This is a genomic window from Ancylobacter oerskovii (assembly GCF_018390555.1).
In the GTDB taxonomy this organism is placed as follows: Bacteria; Pseudomonadota; Alphaproteobacteria; order Rhizobiales; family Xanthobacteraceae; genus Ancylobacter; species Ancylobacter oerskovii.
The window spans coordinates 207,497-232,612 of record NZ_JAHBGB010000002.1 but is presented as its reverse complement, the minus strand read 5'-3'; the positions used below and the strand labels follow the sequence as shown (position 1 = coordinate 232,612).

24 protein-coding genes are annotated in these 25,116 nt (G+C 67.8%); 13 read left to right on the top strand and 11 right to left on the bottom strand.

All coding sequences use genetic code 11. The features are described from left to right. The first annotated feature begins 61 nt into the window (after positions 1 to 61). Positions 62 to 1,714 carry a cation:proton antiporter domain-containing protein gene (locus tag KHC19_RS01365; protein ID WP_213350228.1) on the top strand — a complete coding sequence of 551 codons (1,653 nt, stop codon included), beginning with the start codon at positions 62 to 64 and terminating at the stop codon, positions 1,712 to 1,714. Between the two features lie 368 nt (positions 1,715 to 2,082). Here KHC19_RS01365 and KHC19_RS01360 read toward each other — a convergent pair whose 3' ends face one another. Beyond that, positions 2,083 to 2,976, bottom strand: coding sequence for a LysR family transcriptional regulator (locus tag KHC19_RS01360; RefSeq protein WP_213350993.1), 894 nt, complete (start codon positions 2,974 to 2,976; stop codon positions 2,083 to 2,085). 34 nt (positions 2,977 to 3,010) lie between these two features. Further along, on the bottom strand, positions 3,011 to 3,979 hold the full coding sequence (gene trxB / locus KHC19_RS01355; RefSeq protein ID WP_213350227.1) for a thioredoxin-disulfide reductase: 969 nt from the start codon (positions 3,977 to 3,979) through the stop codon (positions 3,011 to 3,013). A 315-nt stretch (positions 3,980 to 4,294) separates the two neighbouring features. On the opposite strand from trxB, the gene KHC19_RS01350 reads away from it, so the two are divergent. From KHC19_RS01350 to KHC19_RS01335, 4 genes are read left to right on the top strand one after another with little or no spacing between them, the layout of a single operon-like run. Next, positions 4,295 to 4,771 carry an Lrp/AsnC family transcriptional regulator gene (locus KHC19_RS01350; RefSeq protein WP_213350226.1) on the top strand — a complete coding sequence of 159 codons (477 nt, stop codon included), beginning with the start codon at positions 4,295 to 4,297 and terminating at the stop codon, positions 4,769 to 4,771. After that, complete coding sequence (locus tag KHC19_RS01345) at positions 4,768 to 5,676, top strand: glycosyltransferase family 8 protein (RefSeq protein ID WP_213350225.1); 909 nt, start codon at positions 4,768 to 4,770, stop codon at positions 5,674 to 5,676. Before KHC19_RS01350 ends, KHC19_RS01345 begins: the two co-directional genes overlap by 4 nt. After that, a complete protein-coding gene (locus tag KHC19_RS01340; protein WP_343207628.1) occupies positions 5,673 to 6,704 on the top strand; it encodes an ELM1/GtrOC1 family putative glycosyltransferase in 1,032 nt (343 codons plus the stop codon). Before KHC19_RS01345 ends, KHC19_RS01340 begins: the two co-directional genes overlap by 4 nt. Further along, positions 6,701 to 7,546 (top strand): hypothetical protein, encoded by an 846-nt coding sequence (locus tag KHC19_RS01335; RefSeq protein WP_213350224.1) that lies wholly within the window; start codon positions 6,701 to 6,703, stop codon positions 7,544 to 7,546. The genes KHC19_RS01340 and KHC19_RS01335 overlap by 4 nt, the downstream gene beginning before the upstream one ends. On the opposite strand, the gene KHC19_RS01330 is transcribed toward KHC19_RS01335, so the two are convergent. From KHC19_RS01330 to KHC19_RS01315, 4 genes are all read right to left on the bottom strand, one after another. Next, positions 7,510 to 8,619, bottom strand: coding sequence for a glycosyltransferase family 4 protein (locus KHC19_RS01330; protein ID WP_213350223.1), 1,110 nt, complete (start codon positions 8,617 to 8,619; stop codon positions 7,510 to 7,512). The genes KHC19_RS01335 and KHC19_RS01330 overlap by 37 nt on opposite strands. A gap of 14 nt (positions 8,620 to 8,633) precedes the next feature. Then, complete coding sequence (greA, locus tag KHC19_RS01325; RefSeq protein ID WP_213350222.1) at positions 8,634 to 9,107, bottom strand: transcription elongation factor GreA; 474 nt, start codon at positions 9,105 to 9,107, stop codon at positions 8,634 to 8,636. Between the two features lie 133 nt (positions 9,108 to 9,240). Next, the gene (carB, locus tag KHC19_RS01320; protein WP_213350221.1) at positions 9,241 to 12,576 is read right to left on the bottom strand and encodes a carbamoyl-phosphate synthase large subunit; all 3,336 of its coding nucleotides are present in this window, start codon (positions 12,574 to 12,576) and stop codon (positions 9,241 to 9,243) included. Positions 12,577 to 12,894: 318 nt separating this feature from the next. Further along, positions 12,895 to 13,308: a winged helix-turn-helix transcriptional regulator gene (locus tag KHC19_RS01315; RefSeq protein WP_213350220.1), complete on the bottom strand. Its 414-nt coding sequence runs from the start codon at positions 13,306 to 13,308 to the stop codon at positions 12,895 to 12,897. Positions 13,309 to 13,417: 109 nt separating this feature from the next. Between KHC19_RS01315 and KHC19_RS01310 the strand changes: the two genes are divergently transcribed. After that, positions 13,418 to 14,173 (top strand): SDR family oxidoreductase, encoded by a 756-nt coding sequence (locus tag KHC19_RS01310; protein WP_213350219.1) that lies wholly within the window; start codon positions 13,418 to 13,420, stop codon positions 14,171 to 14,173. A 177-nt stretch (positions 14,174 to 14,350) separates the two neighbouring features. Here the strand turns inward: KHC19_RS01310 and carA are convergent, their stop codons facing one another. After that, positions 14,351 to 15,556: a glutamine-hydrolyzing carbamoyl-phosphate synthase small subunit gene (carA, locus tag KHC19_RS01305; protein ID WP_213350218.1), complete on the bottom strand. Its 1,206-nt coding sequence runs from the start codon at positions 15,554 to 15,556 to the stop codon at positions 14,351 to 14,353. A 262-nt stretch (positions 15,557 to 15,818) separates the two neighbouring features. Here carA and KHC19_RS01300 point away from each other — a divergent pair, with 262 nt between their 5' ends. Together KHC19_RS01300 and KHC19_RS01295 are read left to right on the top strand one after the other, a co-directional pair. Beyond that, a complete protein-coding gene (locus KHC19_RS01300; protein WP_213350217.1) occupies positions 15,819 to 16,274 on the top strand; it encodes a GatB/YqeY domain-containing protein in 456 nt (151 codons plus the stop codon). Between the two features lie 85 nt (positions 16,275 to 16,359). Continuing rightward, positions 16,360 to 17,115: a transporter substrate-binding domain-containing protein gene (locus KHC19_RS01295; protein WP_213350216.1), complete on the top strand. Its 756-nt coding sequence runs from the start codon at positions 16,360 to 16,362 to the stop codon at positions 17,113 to 17,115. A gap of 9 nt (positions 17,116 to 17,124) precedes the next feature. Here the strand turns inward: KHC19_RS01295 and KHC19_RS01290 are convergent, their stop codons facing one another. Both KHC19_RS01290 and KHC19_RS01285 read right to left on the bottom strand, forming a co-directional pair. After that, the gene (locus KHC19_RS01290) at positions 17,125 to 17,703 is read right to left on the bottom strand and encodes an SRPBCC family protein (protein ID WP_213350215.1); all 579 of its coding nucleotides are present in this window, start codon (positions 17,701 to 17,703) and stop codon (positions 17,125 to 17,127) included. Then, complete coding sequence (locus KHC19_RS01285) at positions 17,700 to 18,065, bottom strand: ArsR/SmtB family transcription factor (RefSeq protein WP_213350214.1); 366 nt, start codon at positions 18,063 to 18,065, stop codon at positions 17,700 to 17,702. Before KHC19_RS01285 ends, KHC19_RS01290 begins: the two co-directional genes overlap by 4 nt. 219 nt (positions 18,066 to 18,284) lie before the next feature. On the opposite strand from KHC19_RS01285, the gene dnaG reads away from it, so the two are divergent. From dnaG to KHC19_RS01265, 4 genes are all read left to right on the top strand, one after another. Continuing rightward, positions 18,285 to 20,231 carry a DNA primase gene (dnaG, locus tag KHC19_RS01280; protein ID WP_213350213.1) on the top strand — a complete coding sequence of 649 codons (1,947 nt, stop codon included), beginning with the start codon at positions 18,285 to 18,287 and terminating at the stop codon, positions 20,229 to 20,231. Between the two features lie 247 nt (positions 20,232 to 20,478). Beyond that, positions 20,479 to 22,476 (top strand): RNA polymerase sigma factor RpoD, encoded by a 1,998-nt coding sequence (gene rpoD / locus KHC19_RS01275; protein ID WP_213350212.1) that lies wholly within the window; start codon positions 20,479 to 20,481, stop codon positions 22,474 to 22,476. Positions 22,477 to 22,514: 38 nt separating this feature from the next. Then, complete coding sequence (locus KHC19_RS01270) at positions 22,515 to 22,727, top strand: hypothetical protein (RefSeq protein ID WP_213350211.1); 213 nt, start codon at positions 22,515 to 22,517, stop codon at positions 22,725 to 22,727. Continuing rightward, positions 22,727 to 23,329, top strand: a complete 603-nt coding sequence (locus tag KHC19_RS01265) for an ATPase (protein ID WP_213350210.1) — start codon at positions 22,727 to 22,729, stop codon at positions 23,327 to 23,329. Before KHC19_RS01270 ends, KHC19_RS01265 begins: the two co-directional genes overlap by 1 nt. Positions 23,330 to 23,348: 19 nt before the next feature. On the opposite strand, the gene KHC19_RS01260 is transcribed toward KHC19_RS01265, so the two are convergent. Beyond that, positions 23,349 to 23,834, bottom strand: a complete 486-nt coding sequence (locus tag KHC19_RS01260; protein WP_213350209.1) for an SRPBCC family protein — start codon at positions 23,832 to 23,834, stop codon at positions 23,349 to 23,351. Further along, positions 23,831 to 24,175, bottom strand: coding sequence for an ArsR/SmtB family transcription factor (locus tag KHC19_RS01255; RefSeq protein WP_213350208.1), 345 nt, complete (start codon positions 24,173 to 24,175; stop codon positions 23,831 to 23,833). Before KHC19_RS01255 ends, KHC19_RS01260 begins: the two co-directional genes overlap by 4 nt. 140 nt (positions 24,176 to 24,315) lie before the next feature. Here KHC19_RS01255 and KHC19_RS01250 point away from each other — a divergent pair, with 140 nt between their 5' ends. Continuing rightward, complete coding sequence (locus KHC19_RS01250) at positions 24,316 to 25,029, top strand: hypothetical protein (RefSeq protein WP_213350207.1); 714 nt, start codon at positions 24,316 to 24,318, stop codon at positions 25,027 to 25,029. The last annotated feature ends 87 nt before the right edge of the window (positions 25,030 to 25,116 follow it).

Here is a 25,116-nt window from a genome sequence, read left to right as displayed (position 1 = left end):
CGGGAATCTGCGTCGCCTCACCCGACACCCCATCCGTCACGCGCAAGGGAGGCGCCGCGCAATGCCGCATCAAGTGCCGTTGATCGCGACCGTCTGTCTTGCCTTCGTGCTGGCGGCGATCCTCGGTTATCTCGCGACGCGGCTGCGCCTCTCGCCCATCGTCGGCTATCTGTTCGCCGGGCTGATGGTGGGTCCCTACACGCCCGGCTTCGTCGCCGACACCTCGCTTGCCCCGCAACTGGCGGAACTCGGCGTCATCCTGCTGATGTTCGGCGTCGGCCTGCACTTCACGCCGCGCGACCTCCTGCGCGTCTGGAGCGTCGCCGTGCCGGGAGCGGTGGCGCAGATCGCGGTCGCCACCCTTGTCGGCCTCGGGCTTTCCCTGGTCTGGGGCTGGTCGGCCGCCGGGGGCCTCGTCTTCGGCCTGTCGCTGTCGGTCGCCTCGACGGTGGTGCTGCTGCGCGCGCTGGAGGAGCAGCGCGCGCTGGAGACCGAGAAGGGCCGCGTCGCCATCGGCTGGCTGGTGGTCGAAGACCTCGCCATGGTGCTGGTGCTGGTGCTGCTGCCGGTGCTGGCCGGCCTCGCGCGCGGCCAGCAGGCCGACATGTCGAGCCTCGCCGTGTCGATCGGCACCACGCTCGGTGCCGTCGCGCTGTTCGTGGCGCTGATGCTGGTGGTGGGGCGGCGGGTCATTCCGGCCATGCTGGCGCTGGTCGCCCGCACCGGCTCGCGCGAGCTGTTCACGCTGTCCGTGCTCGGCGTCGCGCTCGGCATCGCCTATGGCTCGGCGCTGCTGTTCGGCGTGTCCTTCGCGCTTGGCGCCTTCTTCGCCGGGCTGGTGCTCGGCGAATCCGATCTCAGCCATCGCGCCGCCGAGGGATCCCTGCCGCTGCGCGATGCCTTTGCGGTGCTGTTCTTCGTCTCGGTGGGGATGCTGTTCGACCCGAGCATCCTGCTTCGGCGCCCGCTCGACGTCGCGGCGGTGCTGACGGTCATCCTGCTGGTCAAGTCGGCGGCGGCGGTGGGGCTGGTGCGTCTGCTCGGCCGCTCGCATGCCATGGCGGCGACGGTGGCGGCGAGCCTCGCGCAGATCGGCGAGTTCTCCTTCATTCTCATCGGCCTCGGCATCGAGCAGGGATTGGTGCCGACCGAGGCGCGCGACCTCATCGTGGCCGGCGCGATGATCTCGATCGCTCTCAACCCCTTCGTGTTCAAGCTTGCCCAACGCTGGGCCGCGCGCTTCGTCCGGGAGGAGGGGGCGGCGGAGCCGGTGGACGAGGAGGTCTACGGGCCGCACCAGCCTCATGGCGACGGACCCGTCATCCTCATCGGCCTGGGGCGTGTCGGCTCGGCGATCGCCGCCCAGCTCACCGATGCGAAGGTGCCGCTCGTGGTGGTGGACCAGGACCGCCTGAAGATCGAGCGCTGGCGCCAGAGGGGAGGGCGGGGGATCGTCGCGGTCGGCAGTCCGGCGGAGGTGCTGCAGAATGCCGGCATTGCCGGCGCCCGCCTGCTGATGGTCACGGTGCCGGACGAACTGCAGGGCGGGGCGTTGATCGAGGCGGCCCGCCGCATGCGCCGCGACCTGTTCATCACCGCCCGGGCCCATAGCGAGGACGGGGTGGAGCATCTGCGCGGCCGTGGCGCGGACCTCGTGGTCTATGCCGAGCGCGAGGTCGCCGGCCGCATGGTCGAGAACATACTCGGCGTTTGAAGATCACGACGCGACGATCGAGGTCGTGCCAGCACACTCGGAAAGAAAAAAGCCGGGCTCGAAAGAGCCCGGCGAGTTTCGCCGCAGAGCGGCGACCTTCCAGAGGGGAACAGCTGAAGCACTCGGTGCTACAGCGTCGAAACTAGATATGACTGTTGATGAGGCATTTGGCAATGAATTATGCCCGCATGGCAGGCATGCGTTTTGCGAGGGCCGGCAACGATCTGTCGTACATTAGTAGATCTATGACAATTTTATAACGATTCGGGTCGAGTTTGTGCCGATTTCCGAAAGTCCTTCGGCCCAAGCCCCGTCCTCGCCTCGATGCCTCGGCGCGGACTGCCCAAGAAACGGGCGGTTGTGCTTGGTCAGAAATTCCAGCGCTGCGCCTTGGCCACCAGGAAGTCGCGGAAGACCTGGATGCGCGCCACGGAGCGCATTTCCTGCGGATAGACGAAATAGGCTTCCAGCGTCGGCGTGGGCCGTTCGGGGAACAGCTGCACCAGCGTCGCGGAGTCTTCCAGCAGATAGTCCGGCACGATGCCGATGCCGACGCCGCGCTCCACCGCGCGCTTCAGACCGAGCACGTTGTTGACCGACAGCGAGGGGACGCGCCCTTCCTGCCCGTCTTCCAGTCCCGCCCGCTCCAGCCAGTTGAGCGGCTGGAAATAGGAGGGGATCGGGCCGCCGAGCAGGATGATCCGGTGCTTGTCGATCTCGTCCAGCGTGCGCGGGTGGCCGTTGCGCTTCAGATATTCCGCCGAGGCGAAGGCATGGAAATGCACGGTGAACAGCTTGCGCTGGATCAGGTCCGGCTGCACCGGCTGGCGCAGGCGGATGGCGACGTCGGCCTCGCGCATGGCGAGGTCGAGCTCGTCGTCAGTGAGGATCAGCGTGATGCGGATGTCGGGATAGAGCTCGAGGAACTCGCCGATCCGCGCGGTGAGCCAGTGGGTGCCGAGGCCCATGGTGGTGGTGACGCGCAATTCGCCGTTCGGCTTCTCGCGGCTGTCGGTCAGCTTGGCGCGCGCCGCCTCCAACTTCATGAACACTTCGTGCGCGGTGCGGTAGAGCAGGTCGCCCTGCTCGGTCAGGATCAGGCCGCGGGCATGGCGATGGAACAGCGGGATGTTCAGTTCCTGCTCCAGTGCCGAGACCTGCCGGCTCACCGCCGATTGCGACAGCCCGAGCGCCTCGCCGGCATGGGTGAAGGACCCGGCCTCCGCCGCGACGTGAAAGACCTTGAGCTTGTCCCAGTCCATGTCGCGTGCCCGCGCCTTGCCCGACCCTTCCATGTCATTCAGCCGCCTGTGCGAGGGGATGTCGGGCGGCGAGGAAGCGCTCGGCCTCGAGCGCGGCCATGCAGCCCATGCCGGCCGCGGTCACCGCCTGCCGGAACACGTCATCGGCGACATCGCCAGCGGCGAAGACGCCTTCCACCGAGGTGGCGGTGGAGTCGGGGGCGGTCCACACATAGCCGCTCGGCTTCAGCTTGAGCTGGCCGGCCACCAGTTCGGTCGCCGGGGCATGGCCGATGGCGATGAACACGCCGTCGGCCTTGTGCTCGGAGAAAGCGCCGGTCTCGACGTTCTTCAGCGTCACGCCGGTGACCTTGGTGGGCTCGTTCTCGCCCTTCACCTCGTGAAGCACGGAATTCCACACCACCTCGACCTTCGGATGGGCGAACAGCCGGTCCTGCAGGATGCGCTCGGCGCGGAAATGGTCGCGGCGATGCACCACCGTCACCTTGGAGGCGAAATTGGTGAGGAACAGCGCTTCCTCGACCGCGGTATTGCCGCCGCCGATAACGAACACGTCCTTGCCGCGATAGAAGAAGCCGTCGCAGGTGGCGCAGGCGGAGACGCCGAAGCCGCGATAGGCCTGCTCGGACGGCAGGTCGAGCCAGCGGGCCTGCGCGCCGGTGGACAGGATCACCGTCTCCGCGATCCACACCTGCCCGGAATCGGTTTCCAGCCGGAAGGGACGGGAGGAGAAATCCGCCTTGGTCACGATGTCGCTGACGATGCGCGTGCCCATGTGCTCGGCCTGCGCCTGCATCTGCTCCATCAGCCAGGGACCCTGGATCGGGTCCTTGAAGCCGGGGTAGTTCTCGACATCGGTGGTGATGGTCAGCTGCCCGCCGGGCTGGATGCCCTGGAACAGCACCGGTTCCAGCATGGCGCGCGCGGCGTAGATGGCGGCGGTATAGCCGGCGGGGCCGGAGCCGATGATCGCCACCTTGACGTGGTTGGGGGCCGGCGACATGGAATGCACTCGCAAATCTCGTGAAGCGGCACCGGCCGCTCCTTCAGCACCGCTGCATCTGGCCGGTGGCGTCACCGCTTGCAAGAGGGGAAGCAACCAAAAGCTGCTAGCAAAAGGCGGGCCGGCCGACTGAATTCAGCCATGCGAAAATGTAGGGGCTGGTGCGCGGCTCTGCAAGCGGCTGATGGCTTATCCCAAAGTTGTCCCAAGGCAAGATTGCGCCGCTTCTCGCGAAAGATTATTGCGCTGTTTGGCCGCTCCTCTATGGTGCGCGCCGGGCGCGGCGCCTTTCGCCGCCCCAACCGGGAGAGCCGCGTGGCGCGCCGCATCGACACGATCGACTGGAACATCCTGCGCGAGCTTCAGGGAGACGGCCGCATCACCAATGTCGAGCTTTCCCAGAGGGTCGGCATCTCCGCCCCGCCCTGCCTGCGCCGGGTGCGGGCACTGGAGGAAGAGGGCATCATCAAGGGCTATCGTGCCCTGCTCGACGAGAAGGCGCTGGGCTTCGATCTGATGGCCTTCGCCATGGTGCATCTGGTCAGCCAGGCCGAGGCGGACCTCACCGCCTTTGCCGAGCGGGTGGAACGCTGGCCGCTGGTGCGCTCCTGCTGGATGCTGTCCGGCGAGACCGATTTCATCCTGCTCTGCGTGGCACCGGACCTGCGTTCCTTCCAGAACTTCGTGCTGGAGCTCACCAGCGCCCCCAATGTCAGCAAGGTGAAGACCGCGCTGACCCTCAAGCAGGCCAAGGACGCGGCGATCGTGCCGATGGACGGCCCGGCGACATGATCGTCGCCACCGCCACCGATGCCGCCTATGTCGAGCTCACCGCGGTGCTGCTCGCCTCGCTGGCGGCCCATGCGGGCGGTGAGGTCGAGCGCGTCGTGGTGTTCTGCGACAATGTCGACGCCGAGGACCAGGCGCGGATGCGCGCCAGCTATCCGCCGGGCCGAATCGATTTCGTCGATCTCGCCCATGAGATGGAGCGGCATTTCGGCGCCCGGCCGGTCAATCATCATCTCTCGCGCACCGCCTATGCCCGCATCCTCATGCCGCTCCTGCTGCCGCAGGCGCAGGGACGGCTGCTCTATGTCGATTGCGATACGCTGATCAACGCGCCGCTGGCGCCGCTGGCGAGCCTCGACATGCAGCGCTTCGCGGTGGCGGCCGTGGACGACATCGCCCGGCTCGATCCGGCCCGCCATGCCCAGCGCAACCAGACCATCGGCCTGCCGGGCGAGATGCGCTACTTCAACAGCGGCGTGCTGCTCATCGATCTCGACCAGTGGCGTCGCGAGGGATTGTCCGAGCGGGTGATGGCCTTCGCCGCCGATCATCCCGATCTGCCGATGATGGACCAGGACGCGCTGAACGGCACGCTGCGCGGCAACTGGCTGGTGCTGGACGAGCGCTGGAACCTGCATCGCCGGCTGGTGAAGGGGCGCTATGAAGGTGATCCCGTCGAGTGGGACGATGCCGCCATCATCCATTTCATCGGCCAGATCAAGCCGAACTACGCTGATTGCGCGCATCCGGCCCGCGACCGCTTCCTCTCGCATCGCGCCCGCACGCCCTTCGCGCAGGCGAGGATGAAGACCAAGCTGTCACGCAAGATCGAGAAGCGGCTGCGCAAATGGCGCCGCTTCCGCTCCTGGCTGAGACGCCGTCTTCCCGGTGCGGGGCGGCCGGCGTGATCCACGTCCTCATCCTGCGCGACCGGCAGCCCGGCCACTTCAACCAGGCCGAGGGCATGGCGCTGGCCGTGGCGCGGCTGGGACCCGTCGAGGCGCGGCGGCTGGAGATCCGTCCCGCCCGCTGGGCGCGCGACGACCTCCGCAAGCTGATCATGCGCCGCTGGGGCAGGGATCCCGACTTCTGGCTGAGGCTCATCTACGGCATCGATCTCGCAAGCGTCGAGAAGCCCGATATCATCGTCGCTTCCGGCCGGCCGACCATCGCCGCGGGCATGCTGCTGTCGCGCCATTTCGCGGTGCCCTTCGTCGTTTCCGGCGGCATCGATGGCTATGACGCGAAGGCCATCGCGCTCAACATCGTCTCCTCGCCTCGCCAGGCGGGCGATGCTGGCGCCGCCTATGCGCCGATTCCCTCGACGGTCGATCCCGACGCCTATCCGCCGCCGCGCGCGCTGGCCGACATCGCGTCGCTCGACGGCGCCTCGCTGGCCCTGCTCGTCGGCGGCTCGGCCTATCGCCGCGAATTTCCGCCGGAAGAGTGGGAGGCGCTGCTCGCCTTCGTGCCGGCCGTGGCGCAGCGCTATGGGGTGAAATGGCGCGTCACCACCTCGCGCCGCACGCCGGACGACATCTCCGATCGCTTCGAGGCCCTGGCCGCCTCCGGCGCGATCACCGAGTTCGTCGATTATCGCACGGCCGGTCCGGGGTCGGTGCGGGCGCTGTTTGGGGCGGATGCCGTGGTCGTCACTGAGGATTCGCTCAGCATGCTGGCGGAAGGGCTCGCCGCCCGCCGGCCGGTCATCGCGCTGAAGTCGCGGGTGGTGCACAAGCACTATGCCAACGAGATCATCGCCGGCATGGCCGGGGAGAGCCTCGCCATCCTGCCCATGGCGAGCGTGACGCCCGGGCCGTTCGCCGATACGCTGATCCGCCTCAGGCCTCCGGCCGAGGATGCGCGCGACATCCTCGCCCGCGCGCTCGCCCCATTGCTCGGCCAGTCCGTTCCCGAAACCCGGAGACCGTCGTGACGCTCGCCGTCATCTGCATCAAATGGGGCGAGGCCTATCCGGCCGAGGACGTGAACGTCCTCTATCAGGGCGTGCGCGACCATCTTTCCGAGCCGTTCCGCTTCATCTGCCTCACCGACCGGCCCGACGGGCTGCGCCCGGAGGTCGAGACCGCCGACCTGCCCGGCACAGGTGCGCTGGACCTGCGCTGGCGGGGCTGCTGGCCGAAGCTCGGCATGTTCGCGCCGGGTCTCTTCGAGGGTGTCGACCTCGCGCTCTATCTCGACCTCGACGTGGTGATCCTGGCGCCGCTCGATCCCATCGTCGCCCATGCCCGCGCGACGCCGGGGCTGCACATATTGCGCGAATGGAACCCGAATATCTGGGAATTGCTGCCGGTCTCCATGCGCCCGGATCGCGGCGCCCAGAGCTCGATGGTCGCCTGGCGGCCGGGCGAGCAGGACCATCTCTATCTCGACGCGATGGCCGACCCCGACGCCGCCTATGCGCTCGCCAAGAACGATCAGGTCTATATCGGCGTGCGCGCCCGGGAGCGGCACTATTTCCCGGAAGGTTTCGCGGTGTCCTTCCGCCGCCATTGCGTGCCGCACTGGCCGCTGAACGCGGTGTTCAAAACCGTTCGTAAGCCCCGACGGGTGCCGCTCGTCGTGTTTCACGGCGTGCCCAAGCCGAGCGACGTGGCTCGCGCCGATGCCAAGCAGTGGGGCACCCGGAACCGTCCCGGCTTTGGCCCGGTCGACTGGGTGCTGGCCTATTGGGAGCGGGGCCTCGACGGCTCGCGCCAGGCCATCGCCGCCGACACGGCTCAGCCGCGCCGGGCGACGTCCCACACCGCCTCGTAGACGGCGTTGATCTTCGCCGCCTCGCGTTCCAGCGAGAACGTCGAGACGGCATGCGCCCGCGCCCGCGCGGCCATCGCCGCCCGCGCGTCGTCGTCGAGTGCGAGATGGGCGCGCAGCGCCGCCGTCATCGCCTCGATATCGCCGGGCGGCACGAGCGCGCCGGTGACGCCCTCCTTCACCAGTTCCTCGAAGGCGCCGACGCGGGTGGCGATCACCGGCACGCCGCAGGCCATCGCCTCGATGGGGGTGACGCCGAAGCCCTCCCAGCGCTGCGGCGCGACATAGAGGTCGAGGGCGCGGTACCAGTCCGGCGTCGCCGAGGTCTCCACCTCGCTGGGAAACAGGAGGCGATCCTGGAGGCCGGCCGCCGCCACCTTCGCCTTCAGGTCGTCGAGAAAGCCGGCATCCTTGGCGAGCGCCCGGCCGAGCACCACGCCGCCCCAGCCGGGATGGTCCGGCAACAGGCGGATCAGCGCCTCGACGAAAACATCGGTGCCCTTCTGCGCCCGGATGCGGCCGAAACAGCCGATGAGAGTCAGATCCGGCAAGCCGAGCGCCGCCCGCGCCGACGCGCGGCTCTCCGGTGGCCGGAACATGTCGGCGTCGATCCCGTGATGGATCACGGTGGAAGGGCGCCTGAGATAGGTCGCCGTCTTCGCCGAGGTGGAGATCACCGCGTCCATGCGCGAGATCAGGAAGCGCGTCCAGCCGGTGTGGTGGCGTTGCGAGGCGGAGGTGAAGACGAGGCGCAGCTTCATGCGCAGTAGGTCGCGCAGTATGAGGCCGGTCAGCATCTCGATATTGCGCCGCGCATGCCAGATGCGCGCCGGCCGGCCCGGCGGAGGACGCCAGAAATGCCGGAGATCCGTCCAGGAGATGCGGGGGACGCCGGCGGCCAGCTTAGGCCCCAGCGCGGCGATGCGGAGGCTGCGAGCCTGCACCGGCACCACGCGTTCCAGCGTCGAGGTGACGCCGGAAAGCCGGCGCTTGAGATTGGGCGCGACGGCCTCGACCGTGGTCGGTTCCGGGAACGCGCCCGGATCGAGCCTCGATTCGGAGCCGCCGCGCGCCATGGTCTGTCAGGAGATCAGGCGAAGCGCACGTCGGCGATCTCGTAGGAGCGGGCGCCCTTGGGCGTCACCACCTCCACCGAGGTGCCGAGCTTCTTGCCGATCAGCGCGCGGGCGAGCGGCGAGGAGATGGAGATGCGGCCGGCCTTGGCGTCGGCTTCCATGTCGCCGACGATCTGCCACACGCGCTCTTCCTCGGTGTCCTCGTCGATGAGCTTCACCGTGGCGCCGAACTTCACGATATCGCCATTGAGCTTGGCGACGTCGATGATCTCCGCGCGGGACAGCTTGTCCTCGAGCTCGGCGATGCGCCCTTCGTTCAGAGCCTGCTGCTCCTTGGCCGCGTGATATTCGGCATTCTCGGAGAGATCGCCATGGGCACGGGCTTCGGAGATCGCGTCGATGATGCGCGGGCGCTCCACCTGCTGGCGGCGCTTCAGCTCCTCCTCGAGGGCGGCATGCCCGCCGGCGGTCATCGGAATCTTTTCCATAGGTCTCTTATGACCTCCCAAAAAGCAAACGCAGCCCCCGCGAGTGATCCTGCCGCCTTGTCTCGGCGAAAGGACCTTCGCGTCGGGCTGGTGTCTGTCTGTTGTCGGCGGGCCTGATTCGCGAAACGCGAATTCAGGCCCGGTCGTGCCTGAAGTAATCCTGCAGGGCCCGCACTTCCAGATCTCCGCCAATATAGGCCTTGATCCCGCGCGCCGCTGCGATGGCACCGGACAGGGTGGTGTAATACGGCACTTTGTGCAAGAGGGCGGCGCGCCGCAGCGAGCGGCTGTCCGCCAGCGCCTGCGCGCCCTCGGTGGTGTTGAACACCAGTTGCACGTCGCCGTTCTTGATCGCGTCGACGATGTGCGGCCGGCCTTCCAGCACCTTGTTCACCTTGGCGGCCTCGATGCCGTTCTCCGCGAGGTAGCGCTGGGTGCCGGAGGTCGCCAGCACCTTGAAGCCGAGCGAGGTCAGCAGCCGGGCGGTGTCGAGGATGCGCGGCTTGTCCTGCTCGCGCACCGAGATGAACACCGTGCCGGCCTTCGGCACCTTGGTGCCGCCGCCGAGCTGGCTCTTGGCGAAGGCGATCTCGAAGGAGCGGTCGAGGCCCATCACCTCGCCGGTGGAGCGCATCTCCGGGCCGAGCACCGTGTCGACGCCGGGGAAGCGGGCGAAGGGGAACACCGCCTCCTTCACCGCCACATGATCGAGCGTCGCTGGCTTGAGCCCGAACGACGCCAGCTTCTCGCCGGCCATGACGCGGGCGGCGATCTTGGCGAAGGGCTCGCCCACCACCTTGGCGACGAAGGGCACGGTGCGCGACGCGCGCGGGTTCACTTCGAGGACGTGGATCACCCCGTCCTTGATCGCGTACTGCACGTTCATCAGCCCGCCGACGCCGAGCGCCAGCGCCATCTTGCGGGTCTGGGTCTCCAGCTCGGCGAGGGTGGCGGCCGAGAGCGAGTAGGGCGGCAGCGAGCAGGCGCTGTCGCCCGAATGGATGCCGGCTTCCTCGATATGCTCCATGATGCCGCAGATGAAGGTGTCGGTGCCGTCGGCGAGGCAGTCGACATCCACCTCGATGGCATCCGACAGATAGCGGTCGAACAGCAGCGGGTTCTTGCCGAGCAGCGTGTTGATCTGCCCGGTCTTGTCGTTGGGGTAGCGCGCCTTGATGTCGTTCGGCACCAGCCCCGGCAGCGTCTCCAGGAGGTAGTCGCCGAGCTGCGCCTCCTCATGGATGATCTGCATCGCCCGGCCGCCCAGCACATAGGAGGGGCGGACGACGAGCGGATAGCCGAGGTCGGCGGTGACGAGCCGCGCCTGCTCCACCGAATAGGCGATGCCGTTGGCCGGCTGCTTCAGCTTCAGTTTGTCGAGCAGCGTCTTGAAGCGGTCGCGGTCCTCGGCGAGGTCGATGGCGTCCGGCGAGGTGCCGAGGATCGGGATATCCGCCTCTTCCAGCGCGCGGGCGAGCTTCAGCGGCGTCTGGCCGCCGAACTGCACGATGACGCCGTGCAGCGTGCCGTTGGAGCGCTCGCGCTCCAGCACCTCGATCACATCCTCGGCGGTCAGCGGCTCGAAATACAGCCGGTCCGAGGTGTCATAGTCGGTCGAGACGGTCTCCGGGTTGCAGTTGACCATGATGGTCTCGTACCCGGCCTCGTCCAGCGCGAAGGCGGCGTGGCAGCAGCAATAGTCGAACTCGATGCCCTGGCCGATGCGGTTCGGCCCGCCGCCGAGGATCGCCACCTTCTTCCGGTCGGAGGGGCGGCTCTCATCGGCGAGCACGCCGGCAAAGGGCGTCTCGTAGGTCGAGTACATGTAGGCGGTGGGGGAGGCGAACTCCGCCGCGCAGGTGTCGATGCGCTTATAGGCGGGGCGCACGTCGAGCGCGCGGCGCTGCGCCGCCACATCCGCCTCGTGCTGGCGGGTGAGGCTGGCGAGGCGCTGGTCGGAGAAGCCCATCGCCTTCAGCTTGCGGAAGGCGCCGGCGGTCCTGGGCAGGCCGTGGGCGCGGATCTTCGCCTCGGTGTCGACGATCTCGCGGATCTGCTCGAGGAACCAGGGGTCGATCTTGCAGCCGGCATGGATCGCCTCGTCATCGAGGCCGAGCCGCATCGCCTGCGCCACCTGCAACAGGCGGTTCGGCGTCGGGGTGCCGATGGCGGCGCGGATGGCGTTCTTGTCGTCGCCCTGGCCGAGGCCCTCGATCTCGATCTCGTCGAGGCCGGTGAGACCGGTTTCCAGCGAGCGCAGCGCCTTCTGCAGCGATTCCTGGAAGGTGCGGCCGATGGCCATCGCCTCGCCGACCGACTTCATCGAGGTGGTCAGCACCGGGTCGGCGCCGGGGAACTTTTCGAAGGCGAAGCGGGGGATCTTGGTGACGACGTAGTCGATGGTCGGCTCGAACGAGGCCGGGGTGGCGCCGCCGGTGATGTCGTTGGCGATCTCGTCCAGCGTGTAGCCGACCGCAAGGCGCGCGGCGACCTTGGCGATCGGGAAGCCGGTGGCCTTGGAGGCCAGCGCCGAGGAGCGCGAGACGCGCGGGTTCATCTCGATGACGATCATCCGGCCGGTGGCCGGGTCGATGGCGAACTGGACGTTGGAGCCGCCGGTCTCCACCCCGATCTCGCGCAGCACCGCCAGCGAGGCGTCGCGCATGATCTGGTATTCCTTGTCGGTCAGCGTCAGCGCCGGAGCGACGGTGATCGAATCGCCGGTGTGCACGCCCATCGGGTCGATGTTCTCGATGGAGCAGACGATGATGCAGTTGTCCGCCTTGTCGCGGACGACCTCCATCTCGTATTCCTTCCAGCCGAGCACGCTCTCTTCCACCAGCACTTCGTTGGTGGGGGAGGCGTCGATGCCGCGCTCGATGATCTCGATATATTCCGACTTGTTGTAGGCGATGCCGCCGCCCTGGCCGCCCATGGTGAAGGACGGGCGGATGATGGCGGGCAGGCCGACCTCTTCCAGCGCTTCCAGCGCCTGCGGCAGGTTCTTGATCTGGCGCGAGCGCGGCGTGTCCAGGCCGATCTTGGTCATGGCGTCGCGGAACAGCTCGCGATCCTCGGCCTTGTCGATGGCCTCCGCCGTGGCGCCGATCATCTCGACGTCGTACTCGTCGAGCACGCCCATCTTGCGCAGCGACAGCGCGCAGTTCAGCGCCGTCTGGCCGCCCATGGTGGGCAGCAGCGCGAAGCCGCCGGGGATCACATGCCGTTCCTTGGCGATGATCTTGGCGACGATCTCCGGGGTGATCGGCTCGATATAGGTGGAATCGGCGAGATCCGGGTCCGTCATGATGGTCGCCGGATTGGAGTTCACCAGCACCACGCGGTAGCCCTCGGCCTTCAGCGTCTTGCACGCCTGGGTGCCGGAGTAATCGAACTCGCAGGCCTGGCCGATGACGATGGGGCCGGCGCCGATGATGAGGATGGTGGAGATGTCTGTGCGTTTCGGCATCGGATCCCGTGCGGCTCGCGCATTCGACCGGGCACACGAAAAAGGACGCGTTTGCGACGCGTCCTGGTGAACCCGGATCAGTTTGTTGGCGGGGGTTCCCGCAATTGGGGGCTTCCCTTAAACCAGATTCCCGCGAGGGGGAAGGGCGGCTGTGGGAGAAGGCTCTGCGCGGGGCGCGGATCGGCCCCGCGCGTCCACATGGGCGCGGCAAAGCTTCCCCGGGAGCGCGTCCGTTCGGACATGGCGAGGGAGCCGCCGCGGCTTATCCCAAGTCCTCATCTCCCAGTCCTCATCTCCCAGTCCTCATCCCCCAGGTCCTCATCCCGCCTTCGCGGCGTCGAAGGCGGCGCGGGCATTCTCGATGCGCTCGATATTCGCCTCCGCCCACAGCCAGACGCCGCAAAAGGCCTCGGCAAGGCTGAGCCCGAGATCGGTCAGGCGATATTCGACCCGTGGCGGAATCACCGGATGCACGGTGCGCAGCACCAGCCCGTCGCGCTCCATCTGCCGCAAGGTCTGGGTGAGCATCTTCTGGCTGATGCCGCCGGCGAATTCGCCGATGCGGGTGAAGCGCAGCTCGCCATGCTCGGTCAGCACCTCCAGCACGATCATCGTCCATTTGTCGGCGACGCGGCCGATCACCTCGTTCACCAGCGCCTCGACCTTCGCCGCGTGCCCGGCGTCGCGAGGGGCGGGCTCCACCGGCGGGAGGCGTTCGGATCGAGCGGGCATCGACACTCTCCATCAGGTAACTACAGAACGAAAAGGTGCCTACTTTCGATAGGAGAGCATAGGGATTACAACACCCTCACCACGCACACCAGCTTTCGTGAGGGCCGATATGGACATTTCCGGCAACAGCATTCTCATCACCGGCGGCAATTCGGGCATCGGGCGGGCGCTCGCCGAGGCGCTGCAGGCGCAGGGCAACGAGATCATCATCACCGGCCGGCGCGAGGAGGCGCTGAAGGAGACTGCCGCGGCCAATCCCGGCATGCACTGGCGGGTGCTCGATGTCGCCGACGCAGCGGCGGTGGCGACTTTCGCCGATCAGATCGTCCGGGATTTCCCGGCGCTCAACGTCGTCGTCAACAATGCCGGCATCATGCTGCCGGAGCAGCTGAATGCCGAGCCGGTGGACCTGTCCGCCAGCGAGGCGATCATCACCACCAATCTGCTCGGCCCGATCCGGCTGTCGACGGCGCTGCTGCCGCATTTCAAGCGCCGACCCGCCGCCACCGTGGTGACGGTCTCGTCCGGCCTCGCCTTCGTGCCGCTGGTCGTCACCCCGACCTACAACGCCACCAAGGCGGCGATCCATTCCTGGAGCCAGAGCCTGCGCGCGCAGCTCGCCGATACCTCGGTCGGCGTCATCGAGATCGTGCCGCCGCTGGTGGCCACCGAGCTGATGCCGGGGCAGTCGCAGAATCCCAACGCCCTGCCGCTCGATGCCTTCATCGCCGAGGTGGTGGAATTGCTGAAGGCCAATCCACGGGGGCCGGAGATCTGCGTCGAGCGGGTCGGCTTCCTGCGCGGCGCCGAGGCACGCGGCGATTACGCCAAGGTCTTCGCCATTCTCAACGACGGCACCCACTGACGCGAAGACACCGGCCGCCCCGCCAATGCGCCGTTATGGTTGGGCTTGGCCCGGCCATCATCCATGCCTTGGTTCCGTGCGACTGGCTGAAGACGTGAATGCCCGGGCCAGGCCCGGGCATGACGGTCTGCCATTGTGGAAAGGCGGTGCGAACACTCGCGCCGCCTTTCCTGTTCGTCAGGCCGCCTTCTTGGTGTTGGCGATCATCTCGACGAAGCGGTCGAACAGATAGTGGCTGTCCTGCGGGCCGGGGCTCGCCTCGGGATGGTACTGCACCGAGAACACCGGCTTGTCGGTCAGCTGGATGCCGGCATTGGAGCCGTCGAACAGCGAGACATGCGTCTCCTGCGCGGTGGCCGGCAGGCTGTCGCGGTCGACCGCGAAGCCGTGGTTCATCGAGGTGATCTCGACCTTGCCGGTGGTCATGTCCTTCACCGGGTGGTTCGCCCCGTGATGGCCCTGATGCATCTTCATGGTGCGCCCGCCCACCGCGAGGCCGAGCATCTGGTGGCCGAGGCAGATGCCGAAGGTCGGAATACCGCGCTCGATGATGTCGCGAATCACCGGCACCGCATATTCGCCGGTGGCCGCCGGGTCGCCGGGGCCGTTGGACAGGAACACGCCGTCCGGCTTCAGCGACAGGATGTCCTCGGTCGAGGCGGTGGCGGGCACCACCGTCACCTTGCAGCCGGCGCGGGCGAGCAGGCGCAGGATGTTGCGCTTCACGCCATAGTCGATGGCGACGACGTGATGCGCCGGCGCGGTCTGCCGGCCATAGCCCTCCGACCACTGCCAGGGCGTCTCGTCCCAGGTGAAGCGCTGGGCGCTGGTCACCATCGGCACCAGATCCATGCCGACGAGGCCCGGCCACTCGGCCGCTTCCTTCTTCAGGGCGTCGAGATCGAATTTGCCGTCCGGCGCGTGGGCGATCACCGCGTTGGGCATGCCCTTGTCGCGGATCAGCGCGGTGAGCGCGCGGGTGTCGATGCCGGAAATGGCGATGATGCCGCGCGCCTTCAGCCACTGGTCGAAATGGCGGGTGGCGCGGTAGTTCGACGGATCGGTGATGGCGGAATGCAGCACGACGCCGCGCACGCCGGAGGCGCCGGCCATCGAGACGGTCTCGATGTCCTCCTCATTGGTGCCGACATTGCCGATATGCGGGAAGGTGAAGGTGATGATCTGCCCGGCATAGGAGGGGTCGGTCAGCACTTCCTGGTAGCCGGTCATGGCGGTGTTGAAGCACACCTCGCCCACCGCATGGCCGGTGGCACCCAGCCCGAAGCCTTCCAGCACGGTGCCGTCGGCGAGAACGAGAAGCGCGGTGGGAAGCGGTTCGGCCCACACGTCATCGGTGGCCGCATCGGGTGCGTTGCCGCTCATGTGTCTTGTTCCTCGGTTAAGTGTGGCCTAATTAATCGCTTGCCGCGCCTTATGCCAGCCCGCAACGCTGCGTATCGGCTCTTCGTGCAGCGCGGAGCTGCGTGCAAGGCTTGCCGTGGGAATTGCCATGGACGGCTGGCGCGGCGGAAATCGGGCGGCCTGAACGGGTCGTGGGGTATTTTCGAAGTTCTTCGGGCGTGACGGAGCGGCGCGACACCGGTCGCCGCCGCCGCCCGGACATAGGATGTGAAGAGAGGCAGACGTGCTGCGCGAGAAGATCAATACTTCGCTGAAGGAATCGATGAAGGCCGGCGACAAGCTGCGCCTGGGCACGCTGCGGCTGATCAACGCCGCGATCAAGGACCGCGACATCGAGGCGCGCGGTCAGGGCAAGGACCCGCTGTCGGACGACGATCTGCTCGGCCTGCTCACCAAGATGGTCAAGCAGCGCGAGGAATCGGCCAAGGTCTATGAGGAGGCCGGCCGCGTCGATCTCGCCACCCAGGAGCGCGAGGAGATCGCGGTCATCCATTCCTTCCTGCCCGCCCAGATGAGCGAGGCCGAATCGCAGGCCGCCATCGCCGCGGTGATCGCCGAGATCGACGCCCATGGCCTCAAGGACATGGGCCGCACCATGGCGGCGCTGAAGGAGCGCTACACGGGCGTGATGGATTTCGGCAAGGCGAGCGGCGCGGTCAAGGCGCTGCTCACCGCGTGATCGAGGCCGGCCGGCGGGGCGTCCCGCTGGCCGGATTTTCCCTGCGCCCGCCGCATGGCGGCATCGTTCGACAGGATCACCTTCCATGAGCGCCCGTCCCGACCTTGCGCCGCCGTCCCCCGCGGTGCGCGACCTGCTGGCGCCCGGCGGCGTGCTGCGCGCCGGCATCAACCTGTCGAACTTCCTGCTGGTCACCGGCCGCACCGAGGCCGGCGACCCCGTGGGCGTCTCGCCGGACATGGCGCGCGCCTTCGCCGATCATCTCGGCGTGGCGCTCAAGCTGGTGTCCTATGCCTCGCCGGGCCTCGTCGCCGATGCGGCGGCCCGCGACGAATGGGACATCGCCAATATCGGCGCCGAGCCGCAGCGGGCAGAGGTGATCGCCTTCACGCCCGCCTATTGCGAGATCGAGGCGACCTATCTGGTGCCGGCCGGCTCGCCCCTGCAGGCGGTGGCCGAGGTCGACGCGCCCGGCATCGAGATCGCGGTGACGCGCCGCACCGCCTATGGCCTGTGGCTGGAGCGCAATATTGCCCATGCGCGGCTGGTCCCCTCCGACAGCATGGCCGAGGCATTCGCCGACTTCATCGAGAACAAGCGCGACGCGCTTGCCGGCCTGCGTCCCGGCCTGCTCGCCGATCTCGCCCGCGTGCCGGGCGGGCGGCTGCTGCCCGGCCAGTATGCCGCCGTGCAGCAGGCCATCGGCACGCCGAAGGCCAAGGCGGCGGCGCTCGACGAGATCGTCCGTTTCGTCGAGGCCGCCAAGGCGTCCGGCTTCGTCGCCGGGCTGATCGCCCGGCACGGCGTCGAGGGCAAGCTCAGCGTCGCCCCCGCCGCCTGACGCGAGCCCCTACTTGGGAAGCCGGGCGTCGTACTCATCGACATAGCGCGACATGAGCGACCAGATCGCCGGGCGCTCGTGCCCTTCCAACTCCTCGACCAGCAGGGCGAGGTGGGAATGCCAGCCGCCGGCCACGCTGAGCATGGCGTCGCGCGAGGCGAGGCGCTGGTGGGTGACGGTCAGCAGCACCTTCTCGCCGCGCGGCGTCAGTTCGAAGGTCACTTCCGAGGCGCCGGCCGAGCAGCCGTCCCAGCTGAAGCGCAGCAGCCGGTTCGGCTCGCAGGCGAGCACGATGCCGTCATTGTGGTGCTCGCCCTCATATTTGGCGAAGCGCTCCGGCGTCGGCTGGCCGCCGTTCAGCTCGCCATTGCGGAAGACGAGATTGACCTGTCCGCCGGGCGTCAGCTCCATCGGGCCGTCCGCCATCCAGCGGCGGCGCTTTTCCGGCTCGGTGAGATAGGCCCAGACCCGTTCCACCGGGCCGGGCAGCAGGCGCTCGAAGCGCAGCGTGTCGGGGGCGAGGCGGGTGCCGTAGCCGTCGGCGGCGAAGGCTTGGGCGGAGGTTCGGGCGGTGGCGTGCTGGTTCATGTCTGGTCTCCCTGTGTGTCCGATTGGGCGTCCTCCTCGCGCAGCAGGGCGTCGAGGACGTTGAGGCGTTCGGTCCAGAAGCGTTCATAGAAGCTGAGCCACTCGGCGGCGTCGGCGAGCCGGGCGGCGTCGAGGCGGCACAGATGCTGGCGCCCCTTCACCTCGCGGCGGATCAGGCCGGCGGACTCCAGCGTCTTCACATGCTTGGAGGCGCCGGCAAGCGTCATGGCGAACGGCTCGGCGAGTTCGCCGACCGTGCGTTCCCCGTTGGAGAGCGCGTGCAGCATCGCCCGGCGCGTCGGATCGGCGAGGGCGTGGAACACGAGGTCCAGCGGCGTGGATATCGGAAGTTGCTCAACCATGTGGTTGAATATCTGCCAAGGCGATCCGATTGTCAACCGATTGGTTGAGTGTTGCGCGACTCTTTTCCACGGTGGATACTGGGGATAGCGGGCGTGGTTTTTGTGCGTCCCGACAGGCCGCATCGGCGACCCGTCCCTCCTGCCGGGGTGCCTCTAAGGTCACTCGGCCCGGCTCTTGCCTGTTGCCAGGCGTCCGCGAACACCGGTTCAAACCAGTCCATGCGCTTTCCGCCCTCGTTCCTCGACGAGATCCGTCAACGCCTCCCGCTGTCGGAGGTGGTGGGCAAGCGCGTGCAGCTGAAGAAGCAGGGCCGTGAGTGGCGCGGCCTGTCGCCCTTCAACGCCGAGAAGACGCCGTCCTTCTATGTCAACGACCAGAAGGGCTTCTATCACTGCTTCTCCTCCGGCAAGCACGGCGACCAGTTCGATTTCCTGATGGAGACCGAGGGCCTCGCCTTCCCCGAGGCGGTGGAGCGGCTCGCCAGCATGGCCGGCGTGCCGATGCCGGTCTCTTCCCGCGAGGAGGAGGCGAAGGAGGTCCGCCGCAAGACGCTGCACGAGGTAATGGAGCTCGCGGCCAAATATTACGAGGCGGCGCTGCAGGGGCGCGCCGGCGCCAAGGGGCGCGGCTATCTGTCCGATCGCGGGCTGGGCCCGGCGACGCAGGCGCGCTTCCGCCTCGGCTATGCGCTGCCCGAGCGTTTCGCGCTCAAGGAGGCGCTCGGCGCCCGCGGCATTCCGGTCGAGGACATGGTGGAGGCCGGCCTGCTCATCGCCGCCGACGATATCCCGGTGCCGTATGACCGGTTCCGGGATCGCGTCATGTTCCCGATCCACGATCTGCGCGGCCGCGTCGTCGCCTTCGGCGGCCGGGCGCTGGAAAAGGACGTCCCCGCGAAATACCTCAACTCGCCGGAGACGCCGCTCTTCCACAAGGGCGCCTTGCTCTATAACGGTTTCCAGGCCCGCGCCGCCGCCCACAAGGGAGCAAGGGTGATCGCGGTCGAGGGCTATGTCGACGTCATCGCGATGGTGGAGGCCGGCTTTCCCGCCGCCGTCGCCCCGCTCGGCACCGCGCTCACCGAGGAGCAGCTGGCGCTGCTCTGGAAAATGGCGCCGGAGCCGCTGCTGCTGTTCGACGGCGACAAGGCCGGGCGCCGCGCCGCCTATCGGGCGCTCGATATCGCCCTGCCGCATCTGAAGCCCGGCATGAGCCTCAATATCGGCGCGCTGCCCGAGGGGCAGGACCCGGACGACCTCGTGCGGTCCGGTGGCCGCGAGGCGATGGAAGCGGTGCTGGCGCAGGCCCGGCCGCTTGCCGAGGTACTGTGGGCGCGCGAACTGGAAAACGCCACCTACGATACCCCGGAGCGTCGCGCGGCGCTGGAGGCGCGTATCGGCGAGATCGTCCGTGTCATCGGCGACGAGACGGTGCGCAAGCATTACCGCGCCGACCTGATGGAGCGCTTCCGCGCCCTGTTCGCGCCGGCCCACATCTCCACCGGCGGCGCCCGTCGCCCGTTCGGCGAGGGGCGCAAGGCTCCCAGGGGCGGGCAGGGCAGGGGCGGTTCCGGCAAGAACTGGAACGACCGGGCCTTGTCCCCGCTCGATGCCGTTCCCGGCGAGGGGCTGCGCCGCTCGGCCCTGATCCAGGGCGCCGTGAGCGCGGTGCCGCGCAACGAGGCGCTGCTGCTCTTCGCGCTGATGAACCATCCCTGGCTGCTGGACCGTTCGGCGGAGGACGTCGCCGCCCTGCCGATCCTCAACAAGGAGGCCGACCGGCTGCGCCAGACATTGCTCGCCGCGCATCTGGAAGGTTGCGAGGACGCCGAGAGCGTTGCCGCCCGCATCGAGGCGGAGGGGCTGGCCGATCTCGCCCGCCGCCTCGCCGGCCAGGCGGTGCCGCGCCACGATTGGCCGGCCTTTGCCAATGCCGCGCCCAGCGACGTGGAACTGTGGTGGCATCAGCGACTGGTCTTGCACCGCCGCGCCCACGCTCTATCTAAGGACATGAAGGAGGCGGAAAAGCGCCTCGCCGAGGAGCCCGACGAGATCAACTGGGCTCGTTTCCTCGATGTACAAAGACAGCTTGCGGCACTTGACGGGACCGAAGCTTTGGTAGAGGGGTTCGGCGTCGCCTCGGGACGACCGGGGCGGTCGATGTGAGGAAGGTTCAGGGTCACCCGCCCGCGAGCGTGAAGGCGCCGTGGCGCGAGAGGCCCTTGTTTGCGTCGGTGGGTCCCGGCCGGCGCGGGGGAAGGATGGGGCAGGCAAGCGCCTGTTTACGGTTCGGCCGGTAAACAGGCGGGGTTCTGTCCGTATTTCCTCAGCGGCGGGATGTTAGGAGAGGCGGCGGTTCGTCCGCCGCTTTGGACCGGAGGCGTTGGCCGCCGGTGGTCTAAGGAGCACGCGCATGGCGAAGCAGGCAGCGGAAGCGACCGAAGCCCCTGAGAAGGACGGCGACACCCCGGACAGCCCGTTGCTCGACCTTTCGGACGCCGCCGTCCGGAAGATGATCAAGCTTGCCAAGAAGCGCGGCTACGTCACCTATGACGAACTGAACGAGGTTCTTCCCTCCGATCAGAACACCTCCGACCAGATCGAGGACATCTACGCGATGCTCAACGAGATGGGCATCAACGTCGTCGAGGCCGAGGAGGCCGAGGCCGAGGGCGAGGAGGAAGGCGAGGGCGGCGGAGACGACGAGGAAGAGAGCGGCGGCGGCGAGATCGCCGAGTCGGCTCCCCGCGCGGTCATCCGTTCCGAGACCAAGTCCGAGCCGGGCGAGCGCACCGACGACCCGGTCCGCATGTATCTGCGCGAGATGGGCTCGGTGGAGTTGCTCTCGCGCGAGGGCGAAATCGCCATCGCCAAGCGCATCGAGGCCGGCCGCGAGGCGATGATCGCCGGGCTCTGCGAGAGCCCGCTTACCTTCCAGGCGATCATCATCTGGCGCGACGAACTCGTCGAGGGCAAGGTCCTCCTGCGCGATATCATCGACCTCGAGGCGACCTATGCCGGTCCCGAGGCGAAGAACGGCCCGATCGTCGAGGGCGGCCCGATCGCGCCGGATGGCGACGAGGTGCGCGAGCAGACCATCGGCGAGAGCATCGCCGCCGACGACGACGAGGACATGGAGAACTCGCTCTCCCTCGCCGCCATGGAAGCGGAGATCAAGCCGAAGGTGCTGGAGACCTTCGACAACATCGCCGACGCCTACAAGAAGCTGCGCCGCCTGCAGGACCAGAACGTCGAGTCGAAGCTCAAGAACGAGAGCCTCTCGCCCTCGCAGGACCGCAAGTACAAGACGCTGAAGGACCAGCTGATCGGCGAGGTGAAGTCGCTGTCGCTGAACCAGGCGCGCATCGACAATCTCGTGGAGCAGCTCTACGACATCAACAAGCGCCTCGTGTCGCTGGAAGGCCGCCTGATGCGCCTCGCCGAGAGCTTCGGCGTCGCCCGCGAGGACTTCCTGCGCCAGTACCAGGGCTACGAGCTCGATCCCAAGTGGATCAACCGCGTGAAGAACCTCACCTCGCGCGGCTGGAAGGGCTTCGTCGGCCAGGAGCTCGACGGCATCAAGGATCTGCGTTCGGAAATCCATGCGCTGGCCACCGAGACCGGGCTGGAGATCCAGGAATTCCGCAAGATCGTGCAGATGGTGCAGAAGGGCGAGAAGGAAGCCCGCCAGGCCAAGAAGGAGATGGTCGAGGCCAATCTGCGCCTCGTCATCTCCATCGCCAAGAAGTACACCAATCGCGGCCTGCAGTTCCTCGACCTGATCCAGGAAGGCAACATCGGCCTGATGAAGGCGGTCGACAAGTTCGAGTACCGCCGCGGCTACAAGTTCTCGACCTACGCCACCTGGTGGATCCGGCAGGCGATCACCCGCTCGATCGCCGACCAGGCCCGCACCATCCGCATCCCCGTGCACATGATCGAGACGATCAACAAGATCGTGCGCACCTCGCGCCAGATGCTGCACGAGATCGGCCGCGAGCCGACCCCCGAGGAACTGGCCGAGAAGCTCGGCATGCCCCTGGAGAAGGTCCGCAAGGTCCTGAAGATCGCCAAGGAGCCGATCTCGCTGGAGACGCCGATCGGCGACGAGGAAGACAGCCACCTCGGCGACTTCATCGAGGACAAGAACGCCATCCTGCCGATCGACGCGGCGATCCAGAGCAATCTTCGCGAGACCACCACCCGCGTGCTCGCCTCGCTCACCCCGCGCGAGGAGCGCGTGCTGCGCATGCGCTTCGGCATCGGCATGAACACCGACCATACGCTGGAAGAGGTCGGCCAGCAGTTCTCGGTGACGCGCGAGCGTATCCGCCAGATCGAGGCGAAGGCGCTGCGCAAGCTCAAGCATCCCTCGCGGTCCCGCAAGCTGCGCAGCTTCCTCGACAACTGACAGGTTTCGTCGCAGGATCGCACCATCGGGAGACGATCATGGTCGAAGTCGTTGTCAAGAAGCTCGGCGTGCCGGTGGCAGGGGCCTCGACGTCGATCAGGGTCAAGACCGTGGTCGGCGCCGACGGGCAGAAGGTCCGCATTCGCACGCTGAACGCGGAGAGCGCCAATTTCGCGGATGACCTTACCCGGGTCTTCCGCGCGAATGTCCGCAAGGCGCGCAAGGCGAACAAGCTGCTCGCCGATAGCTGATGGCCGTCGTCGCCGCCTCTCCGCGGCTCTGGATCGTGGCGGGCCCGAACGGCTCCGGCAAGTCCACCCTTTACGACGCCACCGATATCGAGGGCTTCGGCAAATCCGTCTGGATCATCAACCCGGATCTGCTCGCGGCGCGGATCCGGGTCAGGGAAGGTCTCGATCTGCTCGATGCCAATCTGGCGGCGGTCGAGCGCATCGAGAACTGGCTGCGCTCCTCGGTCGAGACCTACCAGACCATCGGCGTCGAGACGGTCCTGTCCACGGACAAGTACCAGTCCCTCGTGACGGCCGCGAAGTCGCGCGGATTCGAGCTGCGCCTGCTCTATGTGATGCTGCGTTCCGTCGAACTGAACATCGAGCGGGTGAGGCTGCGCGTCGCCAAGGGTGGCCACGCGGTGGCCGAAGACAAGATTCTCGGCCGCCATCGCCGATCGCTCGGGCAGTTGCCCTGGTTCCTCGAGCAGGCGGATTGGGCCCGCATCTACGACAATTCCGGCGCGGAGCCGAAGCTGGTCGGGCAAAAGACCGGCGGGATCGTCGAACTCGATCCATCGGCGCCGGCAGACCTCCTGTCGACGCTGGGACAGAAGGTTTGAGCCGGCCGCGCGCGGGGGGTCACAGTCGCTTCGCCAGCGCCACCAGCTGATCGAGCGCGGTGCCCCAGCCCTGGTGGAAGCCCATCTCCTCGTGCTGCTGCCTCGCCTCCTCGTCCTTGTGGAAGGCGCGGGCGACATAGAGCGTGCCGGCGGCGGTCGGGGAGATCTCCACCGAGGCGCTCATGAAGGCGCTGCCGGTTGGCCGGTAGCCCGGGCCGAGCGCGTCGGTGAACAGCATCAGCTTCTCCGGGATGACGAACAGCACGCAGCCGGTGCTGTCATGCCTCTCGCCGTTCGGCCCTTCCATCACGGTGCGGAACTTGCCGCCGGGCCTGAGGTCGAGCTCGCATGCCGTGGTCTTCCAGGGGGCGGGGGTGAACCACTGCTTCAGCAGTTCCGGCTCGGTCCAGGCGCGCCAGACCAGGCGCGGCGGGACATCCACCTCGCGCCGCAGTTCCAGGTCGAGCGTCGGATCGAAGACGGCATAGGGCGTGGTCGTCGTCATGGCGTTTCCTCTTGGTTCTTCAAGGCGAGCAGCAGGCCGTCGAGTTGGTCGAGGCGCTGCGTCCACAGCGTCCGCTGGCCGTCGAGCCATTGGCCGGCGGCGGCGAGCGGCTCGGCGCGCAGCGAACAGGTGCGCACCCGGCCCACCTTGCGGGTGGCGATGAGGCCGGAGGCCTCCAGCACCCTGAGATGCTGGAGAAAGCTCGGCATCGCCATGGCGAAGGGGCGGGCGAGCTCGCTCACCGAGGTGGGGCCGCGCACCAGCGCCTGCACCACGGCGCGGCGGGTCGGATCGGCAAGGGCGCGGAAGGTGCCGTCGAGCGCGGTATCGGCCGGGTTCATGACGTGACGTTAGGTCATGTAGAAACTTAGGTCAATGCCTAACTATTTTCATTCGCGCTTTCATCTGAAGGCACGGTGCGCTTGGCGTCGGGCGACGGGCGGCCTAGCTTCGGGCCTTCCCGAGATTTGCAGGCTTCGTCATGTCGTCACCTCGCCCTTCGTGCCGTTCGCCGCATCGCCCGGTGTGGCGGCTGCTATCCGCCCTGCTGCTTGCCGTCGGCCTTCACGTCCCGGCCTTCGCCTTCGAGGCCGGCGGCCCGGTATGGCCCGATACGTCGCTGGCGCGGCTTCAGGCCTATGCGCTGGTGCAGACGCTGAACGCGGAGCTGCTCTCCAACCCGAGCGCCACATTGACCCTCGACCGCTGGTGCGCGTCTCATCGGCTCGCCCCGGCCGACAGCAAGATCGTGGCCGGCCGCGTGCGCGATGCCGACAAGCCGGCCGACGCCGCCATCCGCGAGTGGCTGGGCGCCGGGCCGCAGGAACCGGTCGCCTATCGCCGGGTGCGGCTCGCTTGCGGGGGGCGCGTGCTGTCCGAGGCGGATAATTGGTACCGCCCCGCCTTGCTCACGCCGGAGATGAACCGGCAGCTGGAGACCACCGATGCCGCTTTCGGGCGCGTGGTGCGCCCGCTCGGCTTCAGCCGCTCCACCCTTTCGGCGAAGCTGCTGTGGCAGCCCCTGCCGGATGGCTGGGAGATGGGCGCGCCCATCCCCGCCGGCACCGGAGGCCTCGATGTGCCGCCCTTCCTGCTGGAACATCGCGCGGTGCTGAAGCGGCCGGACGGGCAGGCCTTCAGCGTCGTCGTCGAAACCTATACGCGCGAGATCCTCGCCTTCCCGTCGCCGCCCTAGGGGACGCGCCGGGCTGCGGCGCCCGTTCCTGACGATGTGTCAGGAACGAAGTCGCCGCCTGCGCGGTTTCCCTTGAGCGCCCCTGGA

Excerpts from the sequence above, each read along its gene's own strand:
- KHC19_RS01365 (WP_213350228.1), top strand. The coding sequence starts at position 62 with ATGCCGCATCAAGTGCCGTTGATCGCGACCGTCTGTCTTGCCTTCGTG.
- KHC19_RS01360 (WP_213350993.1), bottom strand. The coding sequence starts at position 2,976 with ATGGACTGGGACAAGCTCAAGGTCTTTCACGTCGCGGCGGAGGCCGGG.
- trxB (WP_213350227.1), bottom strand. The coding sequence starts at position 3,979 with ATGTCGCCGGCCCCCAACCACGTCAAGGTGGCGATCATCGGCTCCGGC.
- KHC19_RS01345 (WP_213350225.1), top strand. The coding sequence starts at position 4,768 with ATGATCGTCGCCACCGCCACCGATGCCGCCTATGTCGAGCTCACCGCG.
- KHC19_RS01330 (WP_213350223.1), bottom strand. The coding sequence starts at position 8,619 with ATGGCGCGCGGCGGCTCCGAATCGAGGCTCGATCCGGGCGCGTTCCCG.
- greA (WP_213350222.1), bottom strand. The coding sequence starts at position 9,107 with ATGGAAAAGATTCCGATGACCGCCGGCGGGCATGCCGCCCTCGAGGAG.
- carB (WP_213350221.1), bottom strand. The coding sequence starts at position 12,576 with ATGCCGAAACGCACAGACATCTCCACCATCCTCATCATCGGCGCCGGC.
- KHC19_RS01315 (WP_213350220.1), bottom strand. The coding sequence starts at position 13,308 with ATGCCCGCTCGATCCGAACGCCTCCCGCCGGTGGAGCCCGCCCCTCGC.
- KHC19_RS01310 (WP_213350219.1), top strand. The coding sequence starts at position 13,418 with ATGGACATTTCCGGCAACAGCATTCTCATCACCGGCGGCAATTCGGGC.
- carA (WP_213350218.1), bottom strand. The coding sequence starts at position 15,556 with ATGAGCGGCAACGCACCCGATGCGGCCACCGATGACGTGTGGGCCGAA.
- KHC19_RS01295 (WP_213350216.1), top strand. The coding sequence starts at position 16,360 with ATGAGCGCCCGTCCCGACCTTGCGCCGCCGTCCCCCGCGGTGCGCGAC.
- KHC19_RS01290 (WP_213350215.1), bottom strand. The coding sequence starts at position 17,703 with ATGAACCAGCACGCCACCGCCCGAACCTCCGCCCAAGCCTTCGCCGCC.
- KHC19_RS01285 (WP_213350214.1), bottom strand. The coding sequence starts at position 18,065 with ATGGTTGAGCAACTTCCGATATCCACGCCGCTGGACCTCGTGTTCCAC.
- dnaG (WP_213350213.1), top strand. The coding sequence starts at position 18,285 with ATGCGCTTTCCGCCCTCGTTCCTCGACGAGATCCGTCAACGCCTCCCG.
- rpoD (WP_213350212.1), top strand. The coding sequence starts at position 20,479 with ATGGCGAAGCAGGCAGCGGAAGCGACCGAAGCCCCTGAGAAGGACGGC.
- KHC19_RS01270 (WP_213350211.1), top strand. The coding sequence starts at position 22,515 with ATGGTCGAAGTCGTTGTCAAGAAGCTCGGCGTGCCGGTGGCAGGGGCC.
- KHC19_RS01265 (WP_213350210.1), top strand. The coding sequence starts at position 22,727 with ATGGCCGTCGTCGCCGCCTCTCCGCGGCTCTGGATCGTGGCGGGCCCG.
- KHC19_RS01260 (WP_213350209.1), bottom strand. The coding sequence starts at position 23,834 with ATGACGACGACCACGCCCTATGCCGTCTTCGATCCGACGCTCGACCTG.
- KHC19_RS01255 (WP_213350208.1), bottom strand. The coding sequence starts at position 24,175 with ATGAACCCGGCCGATACCGCGCTCGACGGCACCTTCCGCGCCCTTGCC.
- KHC19_RS01250 (WP_213350207.1), top strand. The coding sequence starts at position 24,316 with ATGTCGTCACCTCGCCCTTCGTGCCGTTCGCCGCATCGCCCGGTGTGG.